At 65.0% G+C, this 682-nt stretch carries 1 protein-coding gene; it reads left to right on the plus strand.

What is annotated here, in order from left to right:
- Positions 1-107: 107 nt before the first annotated feature.
- On the plus strand, positions 108-682 hold a 575-nt coding region (locus AC5Y5O_RS32155), incomplete at its 3' end, for a helix-turn-helix domain-containing protein (RefSeq protein WP_500028763.1).

The following is a 682-nucleotide window of genomic DNA, read 5'->3' on the forward strand; positions in this document are numbered from 1 at the left end:
TGTAACTCCCAGACAGGTTGTGAACGGCGTGGTGAGCGGAAGTAGGTGAGGACCTCCGGTATCGGTGTGGTTACCAAACACGCACATCCGATTACCGAGAGGTCCTCATGGTCCACGCTAATGCTTCGTTGACTCCTCGTGGGCGGTTGCGGCTTGCGCAGGCGGTTGTTGATCAGGGCTGGAGTTTGCGGCGCGCGGCTGAGCGGTTCCAATGTTCGGTGGCCACAGCCAAGAAATGGGCCGACCGTTATCGCGACGGTGGCGAAGCAGCGATGGTAGACCGGCCCAGCCGGCCGCATCGCAGTCCGTTGCGGTTGCCGAAACGACGTGAGCGGCGCATCGTCAACCTGCGCTTCACCCGGCGCTGGGGCCCACATCGCATCGCCGCTTACCTGCACCTGCCACGCTCGACCGTTGAGGCGGTGCTGCGCCGCTACCGGATGCCATTGCTGCGGCACCTGGACCAAAACACCGGGTTACCGGTACGCCGGCCCAAACCCCGCCGCTATGAGCACCCGGCTCCCGGCGACTTGGTCCATGTCGACGTCAAGAAACTGGGCCGCATCCCCGACGGGGGCGGCCATCGCAAGCTGGGTCGCCAAGCCGGCCGGCGCAACCGCTGCGGCATGGGATACACGTTCTTGCACCACGCCGTTGATGACCACTCCCGGCTGGCCTACTC

Source organism: Mycobacterium sp. NGS40 (assembly GCF_059812735.1).